The organism is Streptomyces regalis (genome assembly GCF_001509475.1).
Lineage (GTDB): Bacteria > Actinomycetota > Actinomycetes > Streptomycetales > Streptomycetaceae > Streptomyces > Streptomyces regalis.
The window spans coordinates 142327-163556 of sequence record NZ_LLZG01000375.1 but is presented as its reverse complement, the minus strand read 5'-3'; the positions used below and the strand labels follow the sequence as shown (position 1 = coordinate 163556).

At 71.7% G+C, this 21230-nt stretch carries 23 protein-coding genes; 12 read left to right on the top strand and 11 right to left on the bottom strand.

Going from position 1 to position 21230, the window contains the following annotated elements; all coding sequences use genetic code 11:
- Nucleotides 1-643 (bottom strand): maltotransferase domain-containing protein (locus tag ADL12_RS36940; protein ID WP_159053397.1); only part of this gene is annotated, 643 nt, incomplete at its 3' end.
- A 70-nt stretch (nt 644-713) separates the two neighbouring features.
- Nucleotides 714-1016 carry a DUF5133 domain-containing protein gene (locus tag ADL12_RS36935; protein WP_062710909.1) on the bottom strand — a complete coding sequence of 101 codons (303 nt, stop codon included), beginning with the start codon at nt 1014-1016 and terminating at the stop codon, nt 714-716.
- A gap of 297 nt (nt 1017-1313) precedes the next feature.
- Between ADL12_RS36935 and ADL12_RS36930 the strand changes: the two genes are divergently transcribed.
- A complete protein-coding gene (locus tag ADL12_RS36930; RefSeq protein WP_062710904.1) occupies nt 1314-1826 on the top strand; it encodes a hypothetical protein in 513 nt (170 codons plus the stop codon).
- A complete protein-coding gene (gene glgX, locus ADL12_RS36925; protein ID WP_079052471.1) occupies nt 1823-3967 on the top strand; it encodes a glycogen debranching protein GlgX in 2145 nt (714 codons plus the stop codon). Before ADL12_RS36930 ends, glgX begins: the two co-directional genes overlap by 4 nt.
- Nucleotides 3968-3992: 25 nt before the next feature.
- Here the strand turns inward: glgX and ADL12_RS36920 are convergent, their stop codons facing one another.
- A complete protein-coding gene (locus ADL12_RS36920; RefSeq protein WP_062710900.1) occupies nt 3993-4796 on the bottom strand; it encodes a VOC family protein in 804 nt (267 codons plus the stop codon).
- A gap of 168 nt (nt 4797-4964) precedes the next feature.
- On the opposite strand from ADL12_RS36920, the gene ADL12_RS36915 reads away from it, so the two are divergent.
- The gene (locus ADL12_RS36915; RefSeq protein ID WP_062710897.1) at nt 4965-5291 is read left to right on the top strand and encodes an ANTAR domain-containing protein; all 327 of its coding nucleotides are present in this window, start codon (nt 4965-4967) and stop codon (nt 5289-5291) included.
- 15 nt (nt 5292-5306) lie between these two features.
- On the opposite strand, the gene ADL12_RS36910 is transcribed toward ADL12_RS36915, so the two are convergent.
- A complete protein-coding gene (locus ADL12_RS36910; RefSeq protein ID WP_062710894.1) occupies nt 5307-6098 on the bottom strand; it encodes an RNA polymerase sigma factor SigF in 792 nt (263 codons plus the stop codon).
- Between the two features lie 440 nt (nt 6099-6538).
- Here ADL12_RS36910 and ADL12_RS57870 point away from each other — a divergent pair, with 440 nt between their 5' ends.
- Entirely contained in the window at nt 6539-6844 is a 306-nt protein-coding gene (locus ADL12_RS57870; protein ID WP_279617185.1) for a hypothetical protein, read from the top strand.
- A gap of 157 nt (nt 6845-7001) precedes the next feature.
- A complete protein-coding gene (locus ADL12_RS36905) occupies nt 7002-7523 on the top strand; it encodes a hypothetical protein (protein ID WP_062710891.1) in 522 nt (173 codons plus the stop codon).
- Between the two features lie 60 nt (nt 7524-7583).
- Here the strand turns inward: ADL12_RS36905 and hemC are convergent, their stop codons facing one another.
- Nucleotides 7584-8519 (bottom strand): hydroxymethylbilane synthase, encoded by a 936-nt coding sequence (gene hemC / locus ADL12_RS36900; RefSeq protein WP_062710943.1) that lies wholly within the window; start codon nt 8517-8519, stop codon nt 7584-7586.
- Between the two features lie 17 nt (nt 8520-8536).
- The gene (locus tag ADL12_RS36895; protein ID WP_079052470.1) at nt 8537-9763 is read right to left on the bottom strand and encodes an MFS transporter; all 1227 of its coding nucleotides are present in this window, start codon (nt 9761-9763) and stop codon (nt 8537-8539) included.
- A 106-nt stretch (nt 9764-9869) separates the two neighbouring features.
- On the opposite strand from ADL12_RS36895, the gene ADL12_RS36890 reads away from it, so the two are divergent.
- Nucleotides 9870-10877 (top strand): ArsR/SmtB family transcription factor, encoded by a 1008-nt coding sequence (locus tag ADL12_RS36890; protein ID WP_062710888.1) that lies wholly within the window; start codon nt 9870-9872, stop codon nt 10875-10877.
- Here the strand turns inward: ADL12_RS36890 and ADL12_RS36885 are convergent.
- From ADL12_RS36885 to ADL12_RS36865, 5 genes are all read right to left on the bottom strand, one after another.
- Complete coding sequence (locus ADL12_RS36885; protein WP_062710885.1) at nt 10858-11874, bottom strand: questin oxidase family protein; 1017 nt, start codon at nt 11872-11874, stop codon at nt 10858-10860. The genes ADL12_RS36890 and ADL12_RS36885 overlap by 20 nt on opposite strands.
- 96 nt (nt 11875-11970) lie before the next feature.
- Nucleotides 11971-12747, bottom strand: coding sequence for an NPP1 family protein (locus tag ADL12_RS36880; protein WP_062710882.1), 777 nt, complete (start codon nt 12745-12747; stop codon nt 11971-11973).
- A 227-nt stretch (nt 12748-12974) separates the two neighbouring features.
- Entirely contained in the window at nt 12975-13955 is a 981-nt protein-coding gene (locus ADL12_RS36875) for an ATP-dependent DNA ligase (RefSeq protein ID WP_062710876.1), read from the bottom strand.
- 75 nt (nt 13956-14030) lie between these two features.
- Nucleotides 14031-14717, bottom strand: coding sequence for a response regulator (locus tag ADL12_RS36870; RefSeq protein WP_062710875.1), 687 nt, complete (start codon nt 14715-14717; stop codon nt 14031-14033).
- A gap of 150 nt (nt 14718-14867) precedes the next feature.
- On the bottom strand, nt 14868-16022 hold the full coding sequence (locus ADL12_RS36865; protein ID WP_062710940.1) for a sensor histidine kinase: 1155 nt from the start codon (nt 16020-16022) through the stop codon (nt 14868-14870).
- Between the two features lie 188 nt (nt 16023-16210).
- Between ADL12_RS36865 and ADL12_RS36860 the strand changes: the two genes are divergently transcribed.
- From ADL12_RS36860 to ADL12_RS36835, 6 genes are all read left to right on the top strand, one after another.
- Entirely contained in the window at nt 16211-16861 is a 651-nt protein-coding gene (locus ADL12_RS36860; RefSeq protein WP_062710937.1) for a TetR/AcrR family transcriptional regulator, read from the top strand.
- Nucleotides 16862-16939: 78 nt separating this feature from the next.
- Nucleotides 16940-17695 carry a response regulator transcription factor gene (locus tag ADL12_RS36855; RefSeq protein WP_208614690.1) on the top strand — a complete coding sequence of 252 codons (756 nt, stop codon included), beginning with the start codon at nt 16940-16942 and terminating at the stop codon, nt 17693-17695.
- Between the two features lie 192 nt (nt 17696-17887).
- Entirely contained in the window at nt 17888-19123 is a 1236-nt protein-coding gene (locus ADL12_RS36850; protein WP_062710874.1) for a cytochrome P450, read from the top strand.
- 58 nt (nt 19124-19181) lie between these two features.
- Nucleotides 19182-19376 (top strand): ferredoxin, encoded by a 195-nt coding sequence (locus ADL12_RS36845; protein ID WP_062710869.1) that lies wholly within the window; start codon nt 19182-19184, stop codon nt 19374-19376.
- Nucleotides 19373-20575 (top strand): NAD(P)/FAD-dependent oxidoreductase, encoded by a 1203-nt coding sequence (locus tag ADL12_RS36840; RefSeq protein WP_062710867.1) that lies wholly within the window; start codon nt 19373-19375, stop codon nt 20573-20575. The genes ADL12_RS36845 and ADL12_RS36840 overlap by 4 nt, the downstream gene beginning before the upstream one ends.
- A 104-nt stretch (nt 20576-20679) precedes the next feature.
- A complete protein-coding gene (locus tag ADL12_RS36835; protein WP_062710865.1) occupies nt 20680-21210 on the top strand; it encodes a MarR family winged helix-turn-helix transcriptional regulator in 531 nt (176 codons plus the stop codon).
- Nucleotides 21211-21230: the final 20 nt, after the last annotated feature.

Here is a 21230-nt window from a genome sequence, read left to right as displayed (position 1 = left end):
AGAACTCGTACCAGGAGCCGTACAGGGCCCGCTCCCGCTCCACCAGCAGCGGCAACGGATCCGACGCCGTCACCAGATCCCGCAACGGATACCGCCCCAGCACCGCATCCACGTTCGCCGCGAAGGCCGCCTCCAGCCGTGACACGGGCGGCAGCGAGTCGTCGCGCAACGCCTCCGCGGCGGCCAGCACGGTCGACCGCCCCGCCTTGTCGGGCACTGCGGCCGCCGCACGCTCGTACAGCTCGCCGCCCTCCTCCAGGACGAGCCCGACGTCGATCCCGGCCGGGACCTTGATCCGGGCGGTGTGGCGCCACGTGGCCACCGGATCGCTCCAGGCCTCCACCTGGAAGGTCCAGTGGCCCACCGAGGACGGGGTCACCTTGGCGCCCCAGCGGTCGCTGCCCGGGGACAGCTCGTGCATCGGCGTCCACGGGCCGGGACGGCCGTCGGGATCGGTCAGCACGACATTGGCGGCCACGGCGTCGTGGCCCTCACGGAACACGGTGGCGGTGACCTCGAAGGTCTCTCCCGCGACCGCCTTTGCCGGATGTCTGCCGCACTCCACGGCCGGCTGTACGTCCCGTACCGGGATGCGGCCGATCGTTCCGGTCGTGGTCCCGGTCTTCGTCTTGGTCCTGCCCATGGTTCACCTCCGCCGTGCTTGAGGCCGGGCACCAGGCCCGGCCGGGGGTCGAAGCTGCGCCGGAGGGGTCCTACCTCCCCGCAAGGAAACGCCACCGCCGTGATCTCGGTGGCCCCCGCCGCCCGGTGGCGGTCAGGTGGGGCCGCTCGTCCTGCTCCCGGAGGTAGGCCGCCAGAGGGATGCGTAGATAGCGTTCGGCCGCGTCCGCGGCCTCGCGTGCACAGCGTTTTCCCATCAGTACGCACAGGGTGTACCCGGCGTCCTCGAAGGTGGCGCGCACCGTGTGGTCGGCCGGGGCCGCGAGCATGGCGCGTTCCCAGGCCCGATATCGCCGCAGTTGCCGAGCGACTTCGGCTTTGGCCGGTAGCAGCATGGCGCCGTTCACCTTCCGGGCTGCTCGATGACGCGTCTCCCGACCGTCGGGCGGCACCCGTGCGCGCACACACGGGTTCCGTTACGGGCATCGAGGTCTTCACACATGGTGCATGGTTGACCACTCAGCGTCTTGTTGGGGCTTCAACTACCTCGGATGCGCGCTCCTGTTGCACGAATGGCGTACCGCCCCCACCCTGGAGTGACTCAGAAGCGATCAGTGCTCACGCTCCGTGCTCGGGGCCCGTCCCGCAGGGGCGAGGAGAGCGGGAGCTTTCGCGGTGAGGAGGTAACGACGGTGAAGACCGCAGTGCCCTGCTACTACCACCTCGACGTGGAAGTCAGCCCCGAACGGGTGGGACAGGTCAGCCGAATTCTGGCCGCTCACCTCCGGTACTGGGACCTGGAGACACTTGTCGAGCCCGTCCGCCACGGCACGGAGATGCTGCTGCGGGTCATCGACGAGCACGCGAGGGACAAGAACACATCGATCGAGATGTGGTGGAACGGCCAGCACCTCATCACCGCCATCGGCGACAACGACCGTGCCCTGCGCCCCGACCACGAACTGCGCGCCTGCCTGCAGCACCTCGCCGCCATGAGCGACGGCTGGGGCTGCTGCGCCACCGAGACCGGCAGCAAGATCATCTGGTTCTCGCAGCGCGCCCGCGCCGGCGAACGGGCCCCGCTCGTGCCCACGGCGCCCGCCCCCCACCTGCGCGAGGCCCTTCAGGTGCCGCGCGAGGTGCCTGTCACCGCCGTGGCCGACGCGGCGGGCACCCGGGACGTCGTCCTGGAGGAGGCCCGGTGACGGTGCGACGACGCGGCAAAGGGGTGCCGGCCTGGAGTGGGCACCCCTACCCGCTGGGAGGGGTCTTCGACGGACAGGGTACGAACTTCGCCCTGTTCAGCGAGGTCGCCGAACGCGTCCAGCTCGTCCTCGTCGACCACAAGGAACGGCACAGCGTCGTCGAGCTGACCGAGGTCGACGGCTTCGTGTGGCACGGATATCTGCCCGGCGTCGGACCGGGACAGCGCTACGGCTACCGGGTGCACGGCCCCTGGGACCCGGGCCTCGGCCACCGGTGCAATCCGGCGAAGCTGCTGCTCGACCCGTACAGCCGGGCGGTGGACGGCCGGGTGGACAACCACGCCTCCCTCTTCGAGCGCACCCCGGGCGCCCCGTCCCCGGCCGACAGCGCCGGGCACACCATGCTCGGCGTGGTGACCGACCCGTACTTCGACTGGGGCGACGACCGCCCGCTGGGGCGGCCGTACGCCGACACCGTCATCTACGAGGCGCACGTACGGGGCCTCACGCGCACCCACCCCGACGTCCCCCCGGAGCTGCGCGGCACCTACGCCGGACTCGCGCACCCCGCGGTCGTCGAGCACCTGACGTCTCTCGGGGCGACCGCTGTCGAACTGATGCCGGTGCACCAGTACGTCCAGGACGGCGTGCTGCTCGACCGGGGCCTGTCCAACTACTGGGGCTACAACACGATCGGCTTCTTCGCGCCGCACAACGCCTACGCCGCCCACGGCACCCGCGGCCAGCAGGTCACCGAGTTCAAGTCGATGGTGAAGGCGCTGCACGCGGCCGGCCTCGAAGTGATCCTCGACGTGGTCTACAACCACACCGCCGAGGGCAACGAGCGCGGCCCGACCCTCTCCTTCCGCGGTATCGACAACGCCTCGTACTACCGCCTGGTGGACGGCGACTGGGCGCACTACTACGACACCACCGGCACCGGCAACAGCCTGCTCATGCGCCACCCGTACGTGCTCCAGCTGATCATGGACTCGCTGCGCTACTGGGTCACGGAGATGCACGTCGACGGCTTCCGCTTCGACCTTGCGGCCACGCTCGCCCGACAGTTCCACGAGGTGGACCGCCTCTCGGCGTTCTTCGACCTGATCCAGCAGGACCCGGTGATCAGCAGGGTCAAGCTGATCGCCGAGCCGTGGGACGTGGGGGAGGGCGGCTACCAGGTGGGCAACTTCCCGCCGCTGTGGTCGGAGTGGAACGGCAAGTACCGCGATGCCGTACGGGACTTCTGGCGCGGCGAGCCCGGTTCGCTCGGCGAGTTCGCCTCCCGGCTGACCGGCTCCTCCGACCTGTACGCGCACAGCAGGCGCCGCCCGCGCGCCAGCGTCAACTTCGTCACCGCGCACGACGGGTTCACCCTGCGCGACCTCGTCTCGTACAACGACAAGCACAACGAGGCCAACGGCGAGGGCAACCGGGACGGCGAGAGCCACAACCGCTCCTGGAACTGCGGCACCGAGGGCGAGACCGGCGACCCGGCCGTCCTGCGACTGCGCGCCCGTCAGCAGCGCAACTTCCTGGCCACGCTGCTGCTCTCGCAGGGCATCCCCATGCTCGGCCACGGCGACGAACTCGGCCGCACCCAGCGCGGCAACAACAACGTCTACTGCCAGGACAACGAAGTCTCCTGGATCGACTGGCGGCTCACCGACGACCAGCGTGACCTCGCCGACTTCACCCGCTACGTCATCGCCCTGCGCGCCGCCCACCCCGTCCTGCGCCGCCGCCGCTTCTTCCAGGGCGAGACGGCGACCCACCCCGAGCAGCCGCTGCCCGACCTGGTGTGGCTGCTCCCGGACGGACGCGAGATGACCGACGAGGACTGGCAGCGCTCCGACGCCCACTCGGTCGCCGTCTTCCTCAACGGCGACGCCATCGCCGAACCCGACTGGTGCGGCCGCCCCGTGGTCGACGACTCCTTCCTGCTGCTGCTCAACAGCTACTGGGAGCCCGTGGAGTTCCAACTGCCGGACGCCACCTACGGCGACCGCTGGACGACCCTGATCGACACGGCCGAACCACAGGGCCCCCCGGACGAGTCGGAGCACAAGGCGGGCACCGCCCTGCTCATCGAACGCCGCAGCCTGGTTCTCTTGTCCAGACCCTCGCGGCAACGTCCCTGAGGGGATCCCTGAAGGGGTGCGACCGCTACCGTTCGCGACGCGACGTCACCGTGAACTGCGCGCCATCGGGATCGCGCAGCACAGCCTCCTCGCTCCCCTTCGACAGCACGCTGCCACCATGCAGCTCAGCCGCCCGCACACACCCCGCCACGTCGGCGACCGCGAAGTGAACCTGCCAGTGCGGTCGGATCGTCGGATCCGGCGCCGCCTCCAGCGCACCGGACTCGATCCGTGCCACCACATCGCCGCCGCTGCGCAGCACGACCTCCCCGCCCTCGTAGCGGACCTCGCAGCAGCCGGGCCGCTCCGTCGCCCAGTCGAGTACCTCGCCGTAGAACATCGCGGCGTCGAAGGCGTCGCGGGTGTGCAGGCGGATGAAGGTGGGCGCCGCGCGCCGCCAGGTCTCCCAGCTGGAGTGGAGCTCGCCCTCCCACACACCGAAGGTCGCGCCGTCCCGGTCGGCCAGCAGCGCCGCCCGCCCGGGCGGCAGTGAGAGCGGTCCGACGGCGGATGTGCCGCCGCGCTCCTGCACACGTGCCACGGCCTCGTCCGCGCTCGGCACGGCGAAGTAGGGCGTCCAGGCCACGGCCATCTGCCACATCGTGGCGACCGCCGCGACCCCGGCCACCGGGATCCCGTCCGCCAGCGCGACCCAGAAGCGGTCGCCCAGCTCGGCGGGCCGCCAGCGCCAGCCCAGTACGGCCGAGTAGAAGTCGTGGGTGACCTCGAGATCGCGGCTGGTCAGGCTCACCCAACAGGGTGCCCCGAACACGGAGTGTGTGGAGACGACGTCAGTCGTGCCCCTGGCGTTTCTCGCATCGTCGTTCATGGCAGTCGCGTCCTGGTCTCGCGCGACCGGCGGCCACCGGTCTCCTCCCAGTGTCCAGCCGGATCCGTTCCGGGGCCTGTCGAGTTACCCCCGGCGTGGCGCCGAAACGGCTGAGGCCGACCCTCCGCTTCACTGGCACACGAACGGCGAAGCGGCGAGGATGGAGGCGTGGCATCGCACGAGCCCGCAGACGAGACCGACCGGATCCTCGAGCTGCAAGAGGAAGTCGACCAGCTCAAGGAAGCGGTCGTTTCGCACGCCGTAATCGACCAGGCGATCGGCATGGTCGTCGCGCTCGGCCGCGTGTCGCCGGACCAGGGGTGGGCGGTACTGAAGGACGTGTCCCAGCACACGAACATCAAGCTCCGCCAGGTCGCGGAACTGATCCTCCTCTGGGGCCGGAACGGGGAGATGCCGCCCGAAATCAGCGTCGAGCTCGAAGAGGCCCTCGAGCGGTACGGCCCGACGCAGATTCCGGGATCGGCCCAGGAGTGACTCACCCCTTCGGGTTCAACGGGCTTCCGCGAGCATTTCGTCGCGCAAATGGGCGAAGCAGGCGCTGAGCAACCGGGAGACGTGCATCTGCGAGATGCCGAGCTGCTGCGCGATGCGGCTCTGGGTCATCCCGCCGAAGAAGCGGAGGTAGAGGATGGTCCGCTCACGCTCCGGAAGCCGCTGCAGGCACGGCTTGACGGTCACACGGTCGACGACCACGTCGTACGCCGGATCCGGACAGCCGAGCGCGTCGCCCAGCGCATAACCGTCCGTGCCGGGCATCTCCGCCTCCAGCGACAGCGCGGAGAAGCACTCCAGGGCTTCCATCCCCGTGCGCACCTCGCTCTCGCTCAGATGCGCGTGCTCGGCGATCTCGGGAACGGTGGGTGCGCGCCCGGGGGTCTGCTGCGACAACTCCTTCGCGGAGGTCCGCACCCGGTTGCGCAGGTCCTGGACCCGGCGCGGCACGTGCAGCGTCCACATGTGGTCGCGGAAGTGCCGCTTGATCTCGCCGGTGATGGTGGGCACCGCATACGCCTCGAAGGCGTGGCCGCGGGCCGGGTCGTAGTGGTCGACGGCCTTCACCAGTCCCAGGGCGGCCACCTGGTACAGGTCCTCGAGGGACTCGCCGCGCCCCTTGAACCGGACGGCGATCCGCTCGGCCATGGGCAACCACGCCTGAACCAGATCGTCCCTGAGCGCCTTTCGTTCCGGCCCGTCGGGCAGTCCCACGAGCCGGTCGAACGCTTCCGCAGTGTCAGGGGCGTCGTCGTGCGGATGCTGCTTCGTTCTGGTGGTGGCACTCATCCGTGCGCACCTCCCTCAGCAGGTGCTGGCTGGACAGACACCGTGGGAGGCGCGGACTCGGACCTCAGGAGGACACCTCGGGGCCCGGTGGGCCGGCTCCCACGGACGTGCCTCCTGTCCGAAGCACATACCGGTGCATTCCCTCCAAAAGGGTTTCCGAAACGAATTTCGTGAATGCTACTTCGTGTTGCCGCGGGATGACTGTGCGTTCGCACAGAAGCGGGCTGTTCGTGGAGCGCGGCCCGGAATCGGGATCTCGGACGTGGCGACGGAGCTGTACCTGGCCGGAATTCGGACTCGACCTCACGGTGCGGGAGGGGGCCTTCGGCCTGCTCGGTCCCAACGGCGCCGCCGACCGGCTCCCCGGCGCCTCCTCCGCCTCGCACTCACAGGGGCGGCCGACCCCGACCCGCTGCCCACGCCGGCGGACGGCTTCCGCGATGTCCGAAGTGCCCGCCGCACCGCACGCCGCGTCGGCTGACCGGGACCGCGTTGAGGGCATCTACCTGCTGTTACGGCCGCCCGAGCTGCGCGCCTGCTGCCCGCCCGCGTGTCCTGGCGATGTGCGCCGTCGAGCTGTGAAGTCCCTGGTCCAGGCCGTCGTCGTGATCCTCGTCGCCGCGCTGCTCGGCGTTGCGCTGACCTGGAACCCGCTGAAGCCGCTCGACGCCCCGCGCGGCTCCCTCCTCGGCACCCCCGCCCACCTGTCGCTGATCTTGGGTTGGAACGTGATGTGCGGCACGTAGCCGAATGCGGTCGTCAGGTCGGAAAGCGGATTCTTCCTGCCCACGGCTTGATCGGTGATCAAGGGGGCGAATGGGCTGGCCACAGCGCATTCTGCTCATTTGACAGTGCACTCGGCGCAAAGATAGGAAGCAGCTCTCTGAGGTCGAGAGGTGGACTGTGTACGAGCCGAACGTGGTCGGGGACTGGCACGAGTACGACGAGCATGCCGGTCTGCGTGTCCGCGTCCACCGCCTGGAAGCCGCCGAGCCGCCGCGTGGACGGGACGACGCCGCCGAGGGGCTGACGTACTTCAGGGTCCGCGTCACCGTCGAGAACCGCGGCGAGAGGCACTTCGGCATCCACCTCGAGGACGGTCAGATCGACGTGCGGATCGGCCGCGACGGCGAGGCCGCGTTCATCGACTGGCGCAACTCGCAGTTCATCGAGGGCTTCGACGTCTACCCGCTGCGCCGGGCCACCGCCGTGCTGTACGCGGCGGGCCCGGAGGCGAGCCTGAGCCAGGTCGACGTCCAGATCCAGCTGCGCGTCGAGGAGGAGTGGGCCGACCGCCGGCTGTGGACCGGCGGCCTCGGGCTGCAGGAGAACTCCGTCGGCGCCCACGCCGCCACCCTCCGTGACGGCCTCGCGCTCCAGGTGAGCAACTTCCTGCGGGACCAGGCCGAAGAGGGCACCGCCTGACGCGGAGCGTCTCGGTACGGGGCGCCGACCGACGCGGGAGCGGCCTCGGGGCCGGGCGGCTCAGTGAGGGATGCCGTCGATGATCTCGCGAGCCCCCTGGCGCAGCAGCGCGACGGCGACTGACGTGCCGAGCGTGGCCGGGTCGAGACGGCCGGCCCATTCGTGGGCGTTGAGCCGCGTCTTGCCGTCCGGGGTGAACACGCAGGCCCGCAGGGACAGTTCGCCGCCCCGGTCCACGCGCGCGTACCCGGCGATCGGGCTGTTGCAGTGCCCCTGCAGGACGTGCAGGAACATGCGCTCGGCGGTGGCCTCCCGATAGGTGTCCGGGTCACCGAGGCCGCTGACCGCGTCGATGAGCTCGGTGTCGCCCTCCCGGCACTGCAGGGCGAGGATGCCCGCGCCGATCGGCGGCATCATCGTCTCGGGGGAGAGGACCTCGCTGATCACGTCACGGCGGCCGATGCGCTCGAGGCCGGACACCGCCAGCAGCAGCGCGTCGGCCTCGCCGGCGGCCAGCTTCTCCAGCCGCCGGTTGGCGTTGCCGCGGAACGGCACGCACTGAAGGCGGGGGTGGGTGGCGGCCAGCTGGGCGACGCGGCGCACCGAGGAGGTGCCGATCCGGGTGCCCGCCGGCAGCTCGTCCAGCGTGAGTCCGTCGGGATGGATGAGGGCGTCGCGGATGTCGTCCCGCTTCAGGAACGCGGCGAACGTCGTCCCCGCGGGCAGCGGCCGGTCGGCGGGGATGTCCTTGACGCAGTGCACGGCGAGATCGGCCTCGCCCGCCAGCAGCGCCGCGTCCACCTCCTTGGTGAAGGCCCCCTTGCCCTCGACCTGGGACAGATCGCCCATCCACTTGTCGCCGGTCGTCTTCACGGGCACGACCTCGGTGCGTACACCGGGGTGGAGGACTGTCAACTCGGCGCGGACACGCTCCACTTGGGCGAGCGCCATGGGTGAGTCACGGGAGACGATACGGATGAGTTCAGGGACGGACATGCGGACACGATAGACCGTCACAACCCCGCGTCCGTACGGTACCGCCCCATTCGCGCCCGGCCCTTGCCGCCCGTCCCGTCCTTGCCGCCCGCCCGCACGGGCCGGACCAGCACCGCCAGCGCCCCCACCGTCAGCAGCCCTCCGGCCAGGAACGTGCCGCGCACCCCGACCACGGGCAGCAGTACGCCCCCGAGCAGCGCACCAGCGGCGATGCCCACGTTGTAGGAGGCCGAGTTGGCCGCGAGGGCGGTCTCCGTGCGACCCGGCGCCACCTGGAGAACCCGGCTCTGCGACGCCATGAAGGTGGTCGCGACCGAGGCACCGAGCAGCATGATCAGCACGACACTCACCGCCGGGACGTGCCCGATGGCGTAGAGGCCGAGCAGCGCCACCGCCTGGACCGCCACCGGCACGCCCAGCGTGGCCCGTGGAAAGCGGTCGAGGAGCGGCCCGGTCACGGCGACCCCGGCCAGCGCCGCGCCGCCGAACGCGAACAGCACGCCGCTCACCGCGTCCTCGCCCACTCCGCTCACCTCGTCGAGGAAGGCGACGACATAGGTGAACCCGGCGAAGAAGCCGGTCACCGACAGGGCGGTGACGGTCAGCACGGCGTAGAACCCGCGCCGGTCGGGGGTGGCACCGTACGCGGAGTGGCCGTCCTGCGGGCGGGACGACGGCAGGAGGAAGCCGATGGTCACGAGGGAGACGAGCGCGAGCAGGCCGAGCAGCGCGAAGGGCGTCCGCCAGCCGGTGTGCCCGCCCAGCCAGGTCCCGGCCGGCACCCCGGCCACCGTGGCCAGGGAACCGCCGACGGACAGCAGCCCGATGATCCGCCCCCGGCGCTCGGGCGGAAACAGCCCGACCGCGACCGGCCCCATCACCGACCAGAACAACGCCTGTGCCATCGCCGTCGCCACCCGAGCCGCGAGCAGCAGCCCGTACGACAGGCCGCCCAGCGCCGACACCCAACTGGCCACGGCGAGCAGCCCCAGCAGCCCCGCGAGCAGATACCGGCGTGGCAGGGACCGGGTGACATGGGCGAGTGGCAACGACACGACGGCCACGGTCAGGCCGTACCCGGTCACCAGCGCGCCCACGGCCGTCAGTGAAACCCGCAGGTCGTCCGCCATGAGCGCGAGCAGCCCGACCGGCAGGTTCTCGGTGGTGTTGAAGGTGAACGCCGCCAGCATCAGCGCCGCGACGACTGCGGCACGCCGCCAGGGTGCCGGACGTACGCTGCCCATCCATCCGCCTTTCCAACGGGGGAAGTCGGGGCAAGCGTGCCGGTCCGCGGCAGGTCCCTCTACTCTTTCGGTCCAGGACGAATAGCTGCTCACGACGGGGGTCGCCATGCCGCTCGCCCTGCACCTCGGCACCGACGACCTCACGCGCTGCCGGTTCGCGATCTCGCCGCTGTGCCAGACCCACGAGGCGCTGCGCATGCTCCGCCGGCCCGCCCGGCACGGCTACCACCAGGGCTGGCTGCGCCGCATGCGCCGTACGGTCGCCGGCCTCGACCTGGCACCGCTGTGGCTGTTCATCCCGCCCCCCGGCGGCTACACCCCGGACTTCCTGGGCCCGCCGCCCGAGGAGCCGTATCCCTCGATCGAGGACGAGTTGGCGCGGATGCGCGCCACCGACCCCGACCTGGCGCACGCGGAGATGGCCCGCTCGCTCCACTGCACCCCCGGCCTCGCCGAGTCACCCCAGGGGCGCGCCGCGCTCGACGACCCGGCCGCCACCGTCCAGCGCCTCGCCGACCTCACCGAACGGGCCTGGCGCGCCCTGCTCGCGCCCGACTGGCCGCGCCATCGCGCCGTCCTCGAGGCCGACATCGCGCACCGCTCGCGCAGTGCGGCGGGCGGCGGGCTCGACGTGCTGCTCACCGGACTGCATCCAGCCGTCGACTGGGCCGGCCACACCCTCACACTGCGCGAGTACCGTGATGTGCCGGACGCCCAACCCGCCGACGGCCGAGGCGTGTTGCTCATGCCGAGCGTGTTCGTATGGCCGGACGTGGTGAGCGGCTTCGCCCGGCCCTGGCAGCCTACGGTCATCTACCCCGCCCGGGGCATGGGCCGCCTGCACATCGCCCCGGCACCGCGCCCGGCGCAGGCGCTCGCCCGGCTGCTCGGCCACCAGCGCGCCGCGGTCCTGGCCGGCCTCGCCACCCCGTCCTCGACGACGGACCTGGCCCGCCGTCACGGCCTGGCCCCGTCGACCGTGTCGGCCCACCTCTCGGTCCTGCGGCAGGCCGGCCTGCTGGAGTCCCGCCGTCAGGGCCACTACGTGCTGTACGGGCGAACGGCCCTGGGTGACGCCCTCGTCGACGGGGACGTCAGGCCGGCGGCCGGCTGATCTCGACCGCCCGCAGCGCGGCCGCGAGGGCGGGTTCGTCACCGACGTCCAGGGCCGTGTCGGTGAGCTTGATGACGTGCTCGTCGCCGTGGGCGAGAGCACGCTGAAGGACCTCTTCCGGCGTGAGCCGGGCGGGCGGCGTGTAGGCGACCGGCTCCGCCGGGGCGTACATCGCGGTGACCGCCGCGGACGCCGTCCACGCGGCGTGCAGGCTGGGCGCCCACAGCTCGCGCGGCAGCGAATCGAGGGTGCGCAGCACGGCGTTGGGTGCGGTGGCCGCGTGCACGAGCATGGTCTCCTCGCCGTGGCCGTGGGTGGCGTAGCGGTGGGTCGCGGCACGGACGAGTTCGGTGAGGCGCTCGCGGGCGGTGCCGGGGTCGCCCACGTCGCCCGCCCAGACGGGCAGTTGCCGTACGGCGGCGAGGCGGGCCGGGAATGTGCCCTGCGGCTCCCGGATCGCGGGTACGGCGTCCAGCGACTGCGCGGCGCTCGCCGCTCCGGGCAGCGCGGTGACACCGGAGACCGTGCGGTGCCGGGCGGCCCAGTAGCCGAGGGCGTGCGCGAGTTCGGCGAGACGCGGCTCGCTCGCACCGGATTCCAGGGCGCGTACGGCGTGGCCGACCCGGATCACCGGATGCGTCGCGGCGCCGTACAGCCCGGGGAGCAGACGCGGCCACCATTCGGCGAGGACGGTCTTCCAGGGACGGCCGGTGAGGGCGCGGGAGAAGTGGTCGATCCAGTCCGCGGCCCGGCGCACGTCGCCCAAGGCGGAGGGCCAGTTGTCGTCGGTGACGGGAGCCACGCGGTCGGGGAAGTCCTCGAGCTTGCTCTCGTACCGATCCAGCCACCGATGCACCGCGCCCGCCTGCCCGTTCGCGGCGAGCGACTCGACGACCATGGGGGCGTGGTTCGAGAGCCGGCCGTGGTGCTCCGGGCCGGACATGTGGAGCCGTTCCAGGGCTTCTTCGAGCTGCCCGCTCGTGTCGTGGGTGTCCATGCCGACGACGCTATGCAGCGGCGCAGGGAACCGGATCGGGCTCGGGGCGGAACCGGGAACGTCCACGGTCCTACACCCCGAGCCCGAGGGGGCGGATCAGGCGTACGGGTCGAACGCGATGCCGGACGGCTTCGCCGACGCCAGATGGTTCGCGAAGTTGGCGTCCTTCAGGCCGAAGTTGGCGCTGCCGAAGTCGTACGCGACCAGCTTGTCGCGCACGCCCGACGGGTAGCCGTTCCAGCCCACCAGGGGCGGGTACTGCCAGGTGCCCTTGTGGTTCTCCGGCGGCTCGTCGCCTGAGCCCGCGAGGCGGAAGCAGTGCGTGCTGATGCCGTCCTTGTGGTACACGATCTTGGCGTGCGTGCCGTCGAAGCGCACGGAGGACGCGGGGCTGATCGTGAACGAGCCGTGGTTGGACGTCGAGACGTACTGCACCGCGTTGTTCTGCACCCAGACCACAACATGCTCCCAGTCGTGCCGGTGCCCGCCGATGCTGCTGCCCGCCACGGCCTGGTCCTTCTCGAAGTACAGGCCGTACATGTAGGCGCACCAGCCGTTGTTGCACTTGTAGCGCGAGTAGCCGTTGGTGTTGTCGAGGTCCGAGGCGTCACGGCAGTCGCCGCTGAGCGAACCGGTCGGGCTGAGGCCGCCGTTGACGGTTCCGTTTGCGCCGATGGCGGGGGTGGAGTAGCAGCCGTCGGTGTCGTAGTCGTAGGCGGGCTGGTACGTCTGCTCGGCCGCCTCGGCGTTGGCGGGGAGCGCCGCGGGCGGAGCGGCGAAGGCGACGCCGGGGAAAGCGACGACGAGCGCGGCGGCACCGGCCAGACCGGTGAGCCATCGCTTGCGGTGTGTGCGGAACGTCTGTGACGACACTGCGTCTCCTCGGGGATCCGGGCGCAGCCCAACGGCTATGGGGGGAAGGAGAGTTCAGAATCCTGTCTTTTCACTTCCGTGCCAAGAGGCGCGTGCGTACCGCCGGTAACGATCAGTGCAACAGTTGGAGCCCGTCCGCCGAGAAGGTGCACCTTTCCACCCAGTTGTCGAGCTCTCAAGAAGGCCCGCCCACGGGCCTGTCGGGAGCCATCGGGGATGAAGGCGCGTCACACCCCGTCGTCCGGCAGGTCGGCCGCCGCGTCCTCGGGTGCGAGGTCGGGCCTGAGTCGCACCCAGGACGGCTGGCGCAGCATCCCGGACCGGGTGCGGACGCTGAAGCGGACCTCGCCGACCAGCCGGGGCAGCACCCAGTGCGCGCCCGCCACCTGAGGTACGGGATCGAAGGGGCACACGTCACTCGCGCAGGCCCGCAACAGCCCGGCCAGCTGCGTCCGTTCGGCCTCGCTCCAGCCCGTGCCCACGCCGCCGACGTACCGCAGCTTTCCGGCCGCGCGCTGTCCGACCAGCAGCGCGCCCGGCAGCCCCGTGAGCCGTCCCTTGCCGGGCAGCCAGCCCCCGACGATGACGTCCTCCGTGCGCATGTTGCGGATCTTGATCCAGGCGCGGGAACGCACCCCGGGCTCGTACACCGAGTCCAGCCGCTTGCAGACGAGCCCCTCCAGACCGTGCTCGCGCGTCGCGCGCAGCGCCTGGGCCCCGTGCCCGACCAGCGCACCCGGCGTCGACCAGAACGGCCCGCTCAGACCCAGCTCCTCCAGCCGCCCGCGCCGCCGGGTGTAGGGCAGCGTGACGAGCGAGCGGTCCGCCAGGTGCATCACGTCGAACAGCACCAGATGGACGGGGGTCTGAGCCGCCATCCGCGCGGCCCGCGTGGGCGCGTGTGCCAGGCCCATACGGGACTGCAGCAACTGGAAGTCGGCGCGGCCCTGTTCGTCCAGCGCCAGGATCTCCCCGTCCAGCACGGCGCGTGTGGTGCCGAGCGCGCCGCCGAGCGGCCGCAGTTCGGGATAGGCGGCCGTGATGTCCTCGCCGGAACGGGCGCGCAGCAGCAGACTGCCGTCCCCTTCCAGATAGACCACCGCGCGCTGGCCGTCCTGCTTGGTCTCGTACGCCCAGCGCGCGTCCTGCGCGGCGGGCGGCAGGGTGCCCGGCGTGGCGAGCATGGGAGGGATCAGCGGCAGACTCACGGGTCAGTTCTCGACGGTCCCGCCCGCCGCCACGCACCCTTGCCGCCGTTTTCCCCTGAACGGCGGGCCGGGCCCTCAGCCGTCCCCGTTCGGCGGCACGGCCCGCACCAGACCCGACTGGTAGGCCATGACGACGAGTTGAGCACGGTCGCGGGCGCCCAGCTTCGTCATGGCACGGTGCACGTGGGTGCGCACGGTCAGCGGGCTGACGAAGAGCTTCTCGGCGATCTCCTCGTTGGAGTGCCCCTCGGCCACCCAGGCCATGACCTCCCGCTCGCGGGCGGTGAGGGTGGCGAGGTCCTCGGGCGCGGCCGACTGGGAGCTCTCGGCGGGGGAGGCCAGGAACCGTGTGATCAGTGTGCGGGTCGCGGCGGGGGAGAGCAGGGACTCGCCGGCGGCCACGGTCCGGATGCCGTCGAGCAGCACGTCCGCCGTGACGTCCTTGCCGAGGAAGCCGCTGGCCCCGGCCCGCAGCGCCTGCGCGACGTACTCGTCGATCTCGAACGTGGTGAGGATCAGCACCCGCACCGCCGCGAGGTCCGGATCGGCGCAGAGCGCGGACGTGGCGGCCAGACCGTCGGTGCCGGGCATGCGGATGTCCATCAGGACCAGATCGGGGCGGTGGGCCCGGGCGAGATCGACGGCCTCGGCACCGTCGGTGGCCTCGCCGACCACCTCCATGTCCGGGCAGGAGTCGATCAGGATCCGGAAGGTGGCCCGCAGCAGGGCCTGGTCGTCGGCGAGCAGGACGCGGATGGTCATGGGCGGGGGTCTTCCGGTTCTGGAGCGGTGGGGTACAGCCTGCAGGGAACAGCCCGGTACGTCGTCGTGCGTCTGCCGACAATCGCCGGTACTCGGATCGCAGTACGCGCCACGGGCAAGGTCATCCCCGAGGGGGATCGGGACCTGCCCTCACCACACGCACGGCAGCTCCACCTCGATCACCGTCGGCCCTCCGACCGGGCTCGACATCCGCACCGTGCCGTCGAGCGCCGCGACCCGGCGCCGCACCCCCAGCAGCCCCGAACCACCGGACTCCTCCGCCCCGCCGTGGCCCTTGTCGGCCACCTCGACCCTGAGCCCGCGCCGCACGCGGGCGATCCGGACCGAGGCCTCGGACGAGCCACTGTGCTTGGCGACGTTGGTGAGCGCCTCGGCCACCACGAAGTAGGCGGCCGCCTCCACCGCGGCGGGTGCCCTGGGGCCGTCGTCCTCCAGCCCCTCCGCGTCCACGGTGACCTGCAGACCGCTACTCGCGGCCAGCGCCCGCACCGCACCGACCAGTCCGCGGTCGGTCAGGATCGGCGGATGGATGCCGCGCACCACGTGCCGCAGTTCCGCCAGCGCCTCCTCGGCCTGGTCCTGGGCGTCGTCCAGCAGCTTGCGCGCGGCGTCCGGATCACGGTCGTAGGCCCGCTTGGCGAGCCCGATCCGCATGGACAGCGCCACCAGCCGGGCCTGCGCGCCGTCGTGCAGGTCCCGCTCGATACGGCGCAGTTCGGCGCCGTGCGCGGCGATCGCGTCGGCCCGGGACGTGCTCAGCTGCTCGACCCGCGCGGCCAGCAGCGCCTTCGGGGACGGCCTGAGCAGCGCGGTCGACCAGCCGGCCTCCAGGTCCGCCAGGCGCACGATCCACGGCAGGACGACGGCCCGCCGGCGCAGCAGCCCGCACCCCACGCCGTCGACGACGAGCCCGACCGGCCACAGCGGCAGGGCGAGGAAGAGCAGCGCGCCGTAGAGGTAGTAGGCGGCCATCCAGCGCAGATCGGTGAGCGTGCCGGGATCGCGTACGGCCGTGCGCAGCCGGTCCTGCAGTGGCCCCTCGATGGCCTGGTACGCCTCGGGGATCTCCCGCCCCGTCCCGGCGGCGGTCAGCCGTCGCTTGGCCCCGGCGATCCGCCGGACGAGCAGCACCGTCTCGGGCAGCAGCCAGGCACCGATCACCGCGACCGTCCCGACGGCGGTGATCAGCAGCACGGTGATGAAGAGGTACATCCCGAAGGCCATCGCGGCGGCCACGGTCAGATGGACCGTCGCACGCCCGGCCTGCCGCACCGTCGTCCGCATGCCCATCACGCTAGGTGACCCGACCTCCGCGCGCGGGGGTGCGGGCACCCGGGGTGCAGGTGTAGCCCGCTCCACCATGTTCACCGCTTCTTTCAATCAAGTGACTTAGATTGTAGGTGCGCAAACCAGCGGCGGCTCGAGGGACTGGCCGTCGCGGTGATCGGCGAAGTCCCGGTGCGATGGTGATCATGGCAGGCAGGACCCTGCGGGCGGAGCAGGTCAACGCGACCCGGGAGCTGCTCCTGACCACGGCCGAGCGGCTCTTCGCCGAACACGGCGTGTACGCGGTGTCCAACCGCCAGGTCAGCGAGGCCGCGGGACAGGGCAACAACACCGCGGTCGGCTATCACTTCGGCACCAAGACCGACCTGGTCCGCGCCATCGTCCAAAGGCACGCCACGCGCATCGAGGACATCCGCGCCCGGCTGATCGCCGACCTCGCCGACCAGGACGACCTGCGCGGCTGGGTCGACTGCCTCGTCCGCCCGGCGCTCGAACACCTCGCCGCACTCGGCAGCCCCACCTGGTACGCACGCTTCTGCGCCCAGGTCGTCTCCGATCCTGCCCTGCACCGGATCATGGTCGAGGAGGCCCTCACCTCCCCGGCCCTCCAGAAGATCATCGAGGGCCTGAACCGATGCCTGCCCGACCTCCCCGCCGAGGTCCGCGCCGAACGCGGCGAGATGGTCCGCCACCTGATCGTCCACGTGGCCGCCGAGCGGGAGCGCGCCCTCGCCGAGAACACCCCCACCCCTCGGTCCACCTGGGACGACGCCGCCACAGGCCTCGCCGACGCCGTCGTCGGCATGTGGCTGGCACCCGTCACACCCGGCCGCTGACTGCCGCCGCACAAGGAGGACGACCGTGAAATCGACACTCGGCCAAGGCCGCCGCCGCGGCGCCGGACGGGGCGGGTTATGAGCCCTCGGCAGACGGCCTCGCCCCTGGACGGCGCCACCGGCGAGAAACCCGCCCTCGCGCGCGGCGCCGGCCGGCACGTCCTCGTCGTCGCCGGCGATCCCGACCTCGCCGAACTGCTCTCGACCACCCTGGAGTTGGCCGGCTACCGGATCAGCCTCAGCTGCACCGGCGCCGAGGCGCTGACCCGCGTCGCGCAGTACCGCTTCGACCTGGTGGTCTTCGACACCGGCCTGCCGGACATGGTGAACTTCAGCCGGGAGCGCCGGCCCGCCCTCCCGCACCGCCCGCCCGTCCTCCTGCTCACCGAGTACGACCGCCTGCACCGGCTCGCCCCCGAACTCGGCCTGGGCGAGCGGGACTACGTCACCAAGCCCTTCCGGGTGGCCGAAGTCCTCGCCAGGATCCAGATGCTGCTGCGCGGCCCCTGCCCCGGCCCGCTCAGGGGCAACCCGCTGGAGTACGGCGACCTCGTGCTGGACGACACCGTGTGCCGGGCCCGGCGCGGGACGCGGGCGCTCGACCTCACGCCCGCGGAGTACCGGCTGCTGCGCCATCTCCTGGTCAACGCGCACCGGGTGCTGTCCAAGGAGCAGATCGGCCGCTACGTCTGGGGGGACCACCGCGGCGACAACGCGATCGAGCAACTCGTCTCCCGTCTGCGCCGCAAGGTGGACCGGGGCGACGGCCCGGCGTTGATCCACACGCGCCGCGGCTTCGGGTACTGGCTGGGCCGGGCCGACGGCAATGCCTGACCTGACAGACCCAATGTCCTTGCAGTCAGGCCCAGTTGAGGAACCTGGTGTGATCTGAGCCACGTCAGTCTCCTGTCAGGAAACTGACCGGAAGGCGTCAGACCCCTCTGTTTGCCTGTGCTCATCGAGGCCTCGACCCCCTTCGCCCCAGCGCTCCACCCCGCCCGGAGCCCCCCACGTCCGAGGAGAACCATGGCCGACACCACCCTGACCGGTCCCGCGCGCGAAGCGCCGGACGCCGTCCCCCAGTTCCCGATGCCGCGGGAGTCCCGCTGCCCCTTCGACCCGCCGCCCGCGCTCAAGGAGCTGCAGGAGCAGGCGCCGCTGACCCGGGTGCGGCTGTGGGACGGCAGCGAGCCCTGGCTCGTGACCCGGTACGCCGAGCAGCGGGCCCTGCTGGGCGACGAGCGCGTCAGCGCCGACACCGACCAGCCGGGCTATCCGACCAAGGCCAGCCCCGAGGCCGGTGAGGGCAAGCTCAGCTTCATCATGATGGACGACCCCGAACACGCCCGGCTGCGCCGGATGGTGACGGCGCCGTTCGCCGTGAAGAAGGTCGAGGCGCTGCGGCCCGCCGTACAGCGCATCGTGGACGGCCTGATCGACGACATGCTGGCCGGTCCCGCCCCGGTCGACCTGGTGGACGTGTTCGCCCTGCCGATCCCCTCGCTGGTCATCTGCGAGCTGCTGGGCGTGCCGTACGAAGAGCACGAGTTCTTCCAGGAGAACACCAAGACCATGGTCCGCACGACCGCCACGCCCGAGGAGCGGGGCGCGGCGAGCCGTGAGGTCGCGGGCTACCTGGCCGGACTCCTGGGCAAGCGGATCGCCGAGCCCAAGGACGACTTGCTGTCGAGCATCGCCGCCCGCATCACCGCCGGTGAACTCACCCACCAGCAGGCGACCGAGATGGCCCTGCTCCTGCTGATCGCCGGCCACGAGACCACCGCGAACATGATCGCGCTCGGCACCCTCGCCCTGCTCCGGCACCCCGACCAGCTCGCCCTGCTGCGCGAGACCGACGACCCGAAGCTCGTCGCCTCCGCGGTCGAGGAACTCCTGCGCTATCTGCACATCACCCACCTGGGCCGGCGCCGGGCGGTGACCGAGGACATCGAGATCGGCGGCCAGGTGATCAAGGCCGGCGAGGGCGTCATCATGGTCAACGAGATCGGCAACCGCGACCCCGAGGTGTTCGCCGACCCCGACCGCCTCGACCTCACCCGCGACGCCCGCCGCCACGTCGCCTTCGGCTTCGGTGTCCACCAGTGTCTGGGCCAGCCGCTGGCCCGCATGGAACTCCAGGTCGTCTACGGCACCCTCTACAAGCGCATTCCGACGCTGAAGCTCGCGTGCGCGCTGGAGGACATCCGGTTCAAGACGGACGCGTTCATCTACGGCGTCCACGAACTGCCCGTCTCCTGGTGACGGCTCCGCAGCACCCGCCGAACGAACAACAACCACCTGTGCAGAAGGGAAACTGACCATGAAGGTGGAGCTGGAAGCCGACAAGTGCGTCGCGTCCGGACAGTGCGTGCTCGCCGCCATGGACGTGTTCGACCAGGACGACGACGGGATCGCGATCCTGCTCGACGAGCAGCCTGCCGCCGAACACCTCGACGGCGTACGCGAGGCCGTGGCGATCTGCCCGGCCGCCGCGATCCGGCTGGTGGACCAGTGAGGCGCATCGTCGTCGTCGGCGCCTCGGCCGCCGGGCTCGCGGCGGCCGAGACGCTCCGCCGCGAGGGCTACGACGGCTCGCTCACCCTCGTGGGCGACGAACCCCTCGCCCCGTACGACCGCCCGCCCCTGTCCAAGCAGCTGCTGGCCGGCGAGTGGGAACCCGAGCGGCTGGCCCTGCGCGCCCACGACGACGTGGCCGGGCTCGACCTGGACCTGCGCCTCGGCGTGGCGGCGTCGGGCCTGCAACTCGCCGACAGGACAGTGGAGTTGGCCGACGGCTCCACAGTGCCGTACGACGGGCTGATCCTGGCGACCGGAGTGCGGCCGCGCCGGCTGCCCGGTGCGGGTGGGCATGTGCTGCGCACCCTGGACGACGCGGTGCGGCTGCGGGACCGGCTGACGCCGGGCAAGCGGCTGGTCGTGGTCGGCGCCGGGTTCCTCGGGGCCGAGGCCGCCGCGGTCGCCTGGCGGCTGGGCTGCGAGGTGACGCTCCTGGAACCCGCCCCGGTGCCGCTGGCCCACGCCGTCGGCACGGAGGTCGGCGAAGTGCTGACGCGCGCCCATCTGGACCGGGGCGTGGACCTGCGGTGCGGGGCCACCGTGACCGAGGTGACCGGGGACGGAGTGCGGCTCGCCGACGGCGAACTGGTCGACGCCGACGAGGTGTTGATCGCCATCGGTTCCGTGCCCAACACCGACTGGCTGGCCGGCAGCGGGCTCGCCGTCGGCGATGGCGTGGTGTGCGACGAGTACTGCGAGGCCGCGCGGAACGTGTACGCCGCCGGGGACGTGGCCGGCTGGTACAACCCGCTGTTCGGGCTGCCCATGCGCGTCGAACACCGCACCCACGCCGCCGAGCAGGGGATGGCCGCGGCCCGCAACCTGCTGCACCCGGACGCCCGCAAGCCGTTCGCGCCGGTGCCGTACTTCTGGTCCGACCAGTACGACATGAAGATCCAGGCGTACGGCTATCTCCGCGGGCACGACGAAGTCGCCGTCGTGGAGGGGGAACTGGCGGAGGGCCGGTTCTTGGCCGTCTACCGCAGGGGCGAGAAGGTGACCGGGGCGCTGACCGTGGGGATGCCGCCGAAGGCGATCCGGCGGTGGCGGCAGGCGATCGCGACGGGCGCGGACTGGGAGGCGGCCGTGCCCTCCCGGTCGCGTGTCGAGGCCGCGCCGGGCGGGGCAACCGCCTGACGTGCCGGTAAGCCGGGGCCGGCCGGACCGTCCGAGTCCGCCTGGCCCCGCAAGATCCACCGCAAATTAGTTGAGTTACGCAATGAGATGGTAAAGTGGTCCCCATGTCCACACCACCGCTCCCCGAACTCCCCGACACGCCCGCGTCCCCGGAAGTGATCGAGATAGAGCGAGCGCTCACCCGCATCACCTACCTGAGCACGCGCGCCCGGCAGCACGAGCGGCTCATGGCCCTGGCCGGTGTGCCGCTGGACCGGGCCGCCGTGGCGCTGCTGCGCCAGGTCGCCGACTCGGAGTCGCTGCGCCCCGGTGAGCTGGCCGCCCGGCTCGGTGTGGAGGCCTCGCACGTCACGCGTACGGTGCAGCAGCTGCAGAAGTCCGGCTACGTCACCCGCGTCCCCGACCCCCAGGACCGCCGCGCCCAGCGCATCGAACTCACCGAGGCCGGCCGGCAGGCCATCGCCCGGGTCCGCGAGGCCGGCGCCCGCGGCATGCAGCTCGCCCTGGCCGACTGGACCCCCGAGGAACTGCGCACGTTGGCCACCCTCTTCCACCGCATGGTCGACGACTTCCTCGCCCACGCCATCGACGAGGACACCGAACCGCAGACGGCGGCACCGGCCGGCACCGCCTGACCCGACCGCTCGGGCCACCG